The sequence below is a fragment of the Leptolyngbya sp. FACHB-36 genome (assembly GCF_014695955.1).
GTDB lineage: Bacteria > Cyanobacteriota > Cyanobacteriia > Leptolyngbyales > Leptolyngbyaceae > FACHB-36.
The window spans coordinates 1-6,708 of record NZ_JACJPG010000355.1; the positions used below are offsets into that span (position 1 = coordinate 1).

Annotated in this window: 8 protein-coding genes; 6 read left to right on the forward strand and 2 right to left on the reverse strand. The window is 52.7% G+C overall.

Features of this window, described 5'->3' with window-relative positions; translation table 11 throughout:
- Positions 1–24: 24 nt before the first annotated feature.
- From H6F43_RS10035 to H6F43_RS22210, 4 genes are all read left to right on the forward strand, one after another.
- Positions 25–1,413, forward strand: a complete 1,389-nt coding sequence (locus H6F43_RS10035) for a cobyrinate a,c-diamide synthase (RefSeq protein WP_190342642.1) — start codon at positions 25–27, stop codon at positions 1,411–1,413.
- A 185-nt stretch (positions 1,414–1,598) separates the two neighbouring features.
- Complete coding sequence (locus H6F43_RS10040) at positions 1,599–2,012, forward strand: hypothetical protein (protein WP_190342643.1); 414 nt, start codon at positions 1,599–1,601, stop codon at positions 2,010–2,012.
- 250 nt (positions 2,013–2,262) lie between these two features.
- Complete coding sequence (locus H6F43_RS10045; protein WP_190342644.1) at positions 2,263–3,504, forward strand: glycosyltransferase family 87 protein; 1,242 nt, start codon at positions 2,263–2,265, stop codon at positions 3,502–3,504.
- 28 nt (positions 3,505–3,532) lie between these two features.
- Positions 3,533–3,721 carry a DUF167 domain-containing protein gene (locus tag H6F43_RS22210; protein WP_347272391.1) on the forward strand — a complete coding sequence of 63 codons (189 nt, stop codon included), beginning with the start codon at positions 3,533–3,535 and terminating at the stop codon, positions 3,719–3,721.
- Between the two features lie 122 nt (positions 3,722–3,843).
- On the opposite strand, the gene H6F43_RS10055 is transcribed toward H6F43_RS22210, so the two are convergent.
- Complete coding sequence (locus H6F43_RS10055; protein ID WP_190342645.1) at positions 3,844–5,274, reverse strand: HlyD family type I secretion periplasmic adaptor subunit; 1,431 nt, start codon at positions 5,272–5,274, stop codon at positions 3,844–3,846.
- A gap of 201 nt (positions 5,275–5,475) precedes the next feature.
- Between H6F43_RS10055 and H6F43_RS10060 the strand changes: the two genes are divergently transcribed.
- Together H6F43_RS10060 and H6F43_RS10065 are read left to right on the forward strand one after the other, a co-directional pair.
- Positions 5,476–5,784 (forward strand): hypothetical protein, encoded by a 309-nt coding sequence (locus H6F43_RS10060; RefSeq protein WP_190342646.1) that lies wholly within the window; start codon positions 5,476–5,478, stop codon positions 5,782–5,784.
- Positions 5,785–5,802: 18 nt separating this feature from the next.
- A complete protein-coding gene (locus tag H6F43_RS10065) occupies positions 5,803–6,174 on the forward strand; it encodes a cupin domain-containing protein (protein ID WP_190342647.1) in 372 nt (123 codons plus the stop codon).
- Positions 6,175–6,256: 82 nt separating this feature from the next.
- Here H6F43_RS10065 and H6F43_RS10070 read toward each other — a convergent pair whose 3' ends face one another.
- Complete coding sequence (locus H6F43_RS10070) at positions 6,257–6,571, reverse strand: DUF6679 family protein (protein ID WP_190342648.1); 315 nt, start codon at positions 6,569–6,571, stop codon at positions 6,257–6,259.
- Positions 6,572–6,708 lie beyond the last annotated feature (137 nt).

Consider the following 6,708-nt stretch of genomic DNA (forward strand, 5'->3'; position numbering starts at 1 on the left):
AAAATTCATTCGTTCTAATCAAGTATGGTTGTGATTGCTGGAGAACGCAGCGGCGTTGGTAAAACTACCGTAACGCTGGCGTTGCTGTCGTGTTTGAGTCAACGCGGCGTACGGGTACAGTCCTTCAAGGTTGGTCCCGATTACATCGATCCCATGTTTCATCGGCATGTAACGGGTCGATCGTGCCGCAACCTTGATCCAGTGCTGACCTCCGAAGCGTACGTCCAGCAGTGCTTCGCCCGCCACACCCAGGATGTCACCCACGCGATTGTCGAAGGCGTCATGGGCTTGTTTGATGGTGCCGCGCATCGTCACGACTTCGCTAGCACGGCTCATGTTGCCCGCCTGTTGAATTTGCCCGTGCTGCTGGTGCTCGATTGCAGCCGTCTGTCACACTCGATTGCCGCACTCGTTCATGGCTACCGATCGTTTGATCCCCGTTTGCAACTAGCAGGGGTTGTGCTCAATCGTGTGGGCAGCGATCGACATTTGGAGCTGCTGAAATCTGCTTTAAAGTCGATTAGCGTGCCAATTCTGGGCGTGCTGAGACGGCAGGATAGCATTGCAATTCCCGATCGCCACCTTGGACTTGTCCCCACAGCTGAACTGTCAAACTTGAATTCGCTAATCGCTACCCTGGCTCACCTAGGCGAAACCTGCTTTGATTGGGCAACGCTAATGCCGCTACTAGAGACCGGAGGTTGGGGAGTTGGGATTGAGGCACCTAGCCAAAACTCAACCGATTTTCTCCGGGAACACTTCGCGAACAAACCTCATGCTTCAAGACCCCGAATCGCGATCGCCCACGATGCCGCCTTCAGCTTCTACTATGCAGACAATTTAGAGTTGCTGGACGCCTTGGGAGCCGAGCCGCTGCTGTGGAGTCCGCTGAAGGATGCAAACCTGCCACAAGGCACGCAGGGGCTTTACTTTGGCGGCGGTTTCCCAGAAATGTTTGCGGAGTCGCTTGGGGCGAATAAGCCAGCGCGACAAGCCATTCGGACAGCCATTGCAGCAGGAATTCCCACCTATGCAGAGTGTGGTGGATTAATGTACCTGGCTCGATCGCTCACCACCTTCGACGGACACACGTTCCCCATGGTCGGCAGTTTACCCACAGAAGCCGTTATGGATTCCCGGTTGGTTTTGGGCTACCGCCAGGCGATCGTGCAGCACGATACTCCGCTCCTAAACAAAGGCAGAACCGTCTGGGGGCACGAATTTCATCGATCTCAGCTCACCACGCGATCTCCTAACCCCCTATTTGAGTTCTCCCCATCGCCCCATTTCAGTCCTCGATCGGAAGGCTGGCACACACCTAACCTGCATGCTTCCTACCTCCACTTGCATTGGGGTGCCCATCCAGAGATTCCGCAGCGTTTCTTACAGCACTGCAGCACGTTCTCCCGCTAAGCGTCACGACTGAGTGCAGTTAACGAAATTTAGTCGTTGCAATTCAGAATTACGAACTCCGAATTCCGAATTGATCCAACACCTTGCTGCCGCCGATCGCTCTTTTTAGCACCGAGAGAAAACTGTGGTACTGTCTTGACACCTTGGGCACACTACCCGAATCCTTCACGTGCCCACCCTCACTGATGAACTACTCCACATCCGCGTTGAATGCAGGCTATACGACCTTGCGCTACACCGAATCCTGGATATTCTTTAATCCTGGAAAGCCTATATGCGTTAAGGTTTCTTGGGAAGGAATTGTCAAGTTTTATGAGCACTGCTGGTGGGCAGGCATCAAGCTCCCAGCAACCCTAACCGCAGTCAACAACGAAATAACCTTTGTTATTCCTGCACCAAAAGCGAGAGAAGCGGCAGTCAAACTGCGACAGCAGTATGCTCACTTGGAAAGTGTCTGCCAACTGCTCGATCAGGGCGAAACCTGGATTCAAGACACGTCTATAGTGTTCTGTACGCTGCCGCTGGAGTCTCTCAGCCTCGCTCAAGATCTCTGTTTAAGTACGAACTCGCCTACCAGTTCTTTAGGAATCGAGGGCTGAGTCCAGCTACCTTGCTCAGACTGGAATAGGGGAGCCGGAATCAGGGTGGCGGTTCCTCCAATGACTGCAAACACAGCAACCAATCTGACCAACATTTTTGACGTAAAAACGGGTGAATTCATCATTCTTGTATACGCAACCCAACGTTATTGTTGTTCTCTAGATGAAGGTCTCAACCCGGAGAACCTTCTGTGAATTAGACAGCGTTGAGAGGAAGATGGTTCATGCTAGAGGCGCGGAGAGGAGTGAAATGAATCGACTCGTGCACAGCGTTCTGGACCAACTGCTCGATCGCAAAACCACAATCGCAGAGTTGGCGATCGTCGGACTGGCGATTGGAGCGCTAGGGGTTCTTGCCGTCTCAGCGCTGATGGACCCGTATACACGCGGAGATGTCGCCCTGTACCACAAGTACTCGCTGAGTATGGTCCAGGGCAGCGTGCCCTACCGAGATTTTCTGGTAGAGTATCCACCCTTGGCGCTGCTGCCGATGCTGGTTCCGCAACTGCTAAACATCGTGTTTGGACACAGCGAATCGAGCTATGTGGGTTTATTCTTCGCTCAAAACCTGCTGCTGTGCATTGCAACAGGGTGGCTACTGGTAAAACTGGCGGCGGAGCAGTCTCGGCTGTATGCACAACGAGTCGCAATCGCCTATACCGTGCTGGCGATCGCAAACTCAGCCCTACTGCTTCAGCGCTATGACATTATGCCTGCGTTGCTGACGCTGCTGGCGCTGTGGATGATCGATCGTCCCAGCGTGTCTGGTGCCTGTTTGGGTTTGGGCGTTCTCGCAAAGCTGTATCCGATCGTGCTGATTCCAATGTTTGCGGCGTTCTACTGGACCCAGCGCCAGTACAGCGCTGTCGTGCGGTTTACAGTCGGAGCGGCGATCGCGGCAGCCGTAGTAATGCTACCGTTTGCGTCGATTGGCATTGGCAACGTATTCGGCTTTTTAGACTATCACAAACTGCGGGGTTTGCAGATTGAGAGCGTTTTGGCGGGGCTGCTGCTGCTAGGGCATCAGCTAGGCTGGACTCCTGTGGAGGTGGTGCTCAACTATGGCGCATTTCATCTCAATTCACCGCTGGCAAATAGCATTGCTCAGCTTCTGCCTGTAGCGTTCCTGAGCGTGTCGGGGCTGGTTTTTCTGCTTAGCCTGCGGCGACTGCGGCAGGGCAAGGGGTTAGTCGTGCCGATCGTCGCGATTCTGCTCACTTTTGTGGTTACAAACAAAGTATTCTCGACGCAGTACTTGATCTGGATTTTACCGTTTGCACCGCTGCTGCGTCGATCGCAGGTTGCGCTATTCATCGCGATTTCAGTTCTCTCGACGCTGATCTACCCGCATTTGTATGGTAGGCTGCTGAATTTCCAAGGTCTGGCAATTCTTGTGCTCAATCTGCGCAATCTTCTGACTGTGGGGCTACTGGGCTGGCTGCTGGTGGAGTTAACCGATCGTGTAAAACCGTATGCCGATCCTGAGCATTAAAGTCAAACCCAACTCCAAGTAGCAGGCAATTCGACAGGAGACAGACGGTAGTTGGACCGTGCACCTGAAGTCACTGCCTGTAGACGGCAAAGCCAACCAGGAGTTGATTCAACTGCTAGCGAAACAGTTTAACGTGCCCAAGTCGCGCATTCGCATCAAAACTGGGACAGCGTCTAAAACCAAACTCGTAGAACTCGTAGAAATTGATAGAGATTAAGAACCTATTGGCTAATCGCTGCTTAGCTGTTCACGAGTCAACTTGTAGTGTGGTGATGATTATAGTGTGGCGGTGAGAACTGTTGGTTGCGATCACCGCCTGCTTGCAGCCGTGAACTCAGGTTAACGAACCGAGAACGCCTCACTAAAGCGCCGGGTCACCGGTTCGATCAGGAAGGTCAGAACCGACTTCTGTCGCGTCACAATTTCAGCCGTTGCTGCCATACCGGGAGTCAGCTTCACGTCTTTACCCCGGACGTTGATTGTGTCCTTATTTAGGCGAACGCGGGTAAGGAACACTGGACCCAACTCCCGACCCGTCTCATCTCGCTCAACAACGGCGTCAGGGCTAACTTGAAGCACTTCGCCATCCACAATGCCGAACTCTTGATACGGGAACGTCGCCAGCTTAACTTTTGCCCTCATGCCCTCTCGGATGAAGCCAATGTCGCGATTCAGCACTTTGACTTCTAGCACCAAGTCTTGATTTTTGGGCAGAATCGACAGCAATTCCTCGCCCTGCTGCACAGGACCCTGCGTAACCTTGACGTTGTAGACTGTGCCGTCAAATGGCGCTGATACCGTTTCTCGCTCTTTCTGCTGCTTTTGGGCGATCGCCAGTTCTCCCGATTTTTTGGTCAATTCTTCGCGTCGCTGACTCAGTTGGGTCAACACCTCTCGCTGGTAGCTAGGACTGACACCTTGTGCGGTGCTGCGTGCTGACTCAAATGCCTGCTGCGACTGGCGAATCCGGTCTCGTTGGGCGTCAATTTCTTTCTCTAAAGAGACAATCTTGTCTTCGGCATCCGTCACTTGATTTTTGGCATTTGTTAGCTGATCCAACGCGTTCAAATAATCTAGCCGAGGAACAGCATTACTCTCTACAAGAGTGCGGAGACTTGCCTCTCGCTTCTCAGCATTCTTGAGGTTGTCTTTAGTATTTCTCAGCGAGGTTTGAGCGTTGATCAGGTTCTCCTGAAACCGCTCCAGTCGCACTCTTGCTTCTTCGATCGTGGCGCCCTGGCGATTTGCCTCTGCGCTTGCGGCTGCTTGCTTCTCGGTGAACTCTTGCTGCCGCGCAGCTAGCAGTTGATTTTGCAGCGGTGTTCCGGCGCTGGTTTCCCCTTTGCTTTCTGCCTCCAGCCGCGCAATGTCTTCCCGAATTTTCTCGGCGTCTTTTTCTAAACTCGTCACACTTGTTTCAGAGACGCCTGGATCAATCTCCACGAGCACATCATCTTTTTTTACCGGAGCACCCACCTTGACCTTCGTTTGCAGTACGGAGCCAACGCTAAGTGAGCGAATGGGACGAACTTCGGTCGAGGGAATCAGCTTTCCATTCGCAACAGCGACCTCATCCACTTTGCTGAAGTACGCCCAACCGATCGCGCTAAACACCAATAGGGTAATACTCCCGGCAAGCAGCCGCGTGTAAAGCGGAGGAAGTTCCTGAACCGCTTTGCCCAACTCGTAGGAGAGCGAATCCTCTGGATTTGCCAGTCGCTGTTTGACCTGTCGAGATTGAGCGGGATTCGAGGAGATGGAGACTCTCATCAGTTACTGCCTTTGATAGATTGAGACCGCACGGTAGGATACTTCCCTGGACTGCTTGAAGAAATTAAACCGTTGCTTCGCCGTTACATCGCTTCGTAATTCGCAAGCCAGAGGTACAAGCAGATTTCGCCAATTAAGATAGGGCTATAGTGCCCCATTTTTCGTTCTGACACCACTCTTTCTGACACCACTCTACTCATCGTGTTTCAACTCCTGCAACTCATTGTTACGGCAATTCAACCATTTCTAGTGCCCATCTGCTTTGTGTCTGCCTGGTCGATCATCGCGCTCGTGACATGGAGCTTGTGGACGGCAACGCGCGATACGGTTACGCGAACGCGAGAAATGCATCGAATCCCCTGCGCCAACTGCCAGTTTTTTACCAGCGACTATCACCTCAAATGCACCGTGCATCCGTCCGATGCACTGACCGAGGATGCGATTAACTGCCCGGACTATCAGCCAGAGAATATGAGCTATCGATCGACTCGTGAACGAATGTACCGCTAGTTTTGGCGAGGCGCCGCCGTGCTGATTCGGAAACTGCATGACTCTGAAGAATTTGTAGCAGGCGATGGAACGCTGCTGCGCGAACTGCTGCATCCAGATAAGCAGTCGATCGACCTCCGCTACAGCTTAGCGCACGCGGTTCTTCCCCCTGGTCAGACCTCGACTCCTCACTCGCTCACGACTTCAGAGGTATATTACTTGCTCAGCGGGCGAGGCGAAATGTACATCGATGATGAGGTGCAGACGGTCGAAGCAGGTGATGCAATTTATATTCCGCCGCAGGCTCGACAGTTTCTTCGCAATACGGGTGACGATGCGATCGCGTTTGTGTGCATTGTCGATCCAGCATGGCGCAAGGAAGACGAAACGATCTATGGTGACAAATCATAAGGGCGAAGCATTTGGTAAAGACTTCCCAACCTGTTCAGGAAATCATTGCCGAAATGCTTCGCCCCCTAGTTAATGCTGCTGTTTAGTCGGGATTGGACTCTGGGTAGCGCTGGTTAGGAATTTGTTCTGCCTCCGGACAATCGTCCGAGACTGCAGGTTCAACGTTCCCCTTCGGCACCGACGCTAGCTTTTGCGTCACTGCGCCAATGCTTTCTAGGCGGACCATTTCTTCCCATGAACACGTTTCATCTTCTTCTTCGGTTTCATAGCGTAGCGTGACCAAATCGCCTTCAATATCGAGGATGCGTGCTCGCTCGATCCAGCGCTGCTGGTCCCGCAAGAAGATCCAGACTTCACGACCGTCGCAGCACAGTTGATAGATCTTGCGATGTAGCATGGTTGCGTCTCCTGAGCAATACTGACTTCATGAAACAATTCGACACTCTGCTGCCCGTTCAAGGAGCGCGTCCTTGACCCCTAGCGGATGGATGCAGACTGTCTGACTTTCTCCTGCTGAGCAAAAATATCTAACCA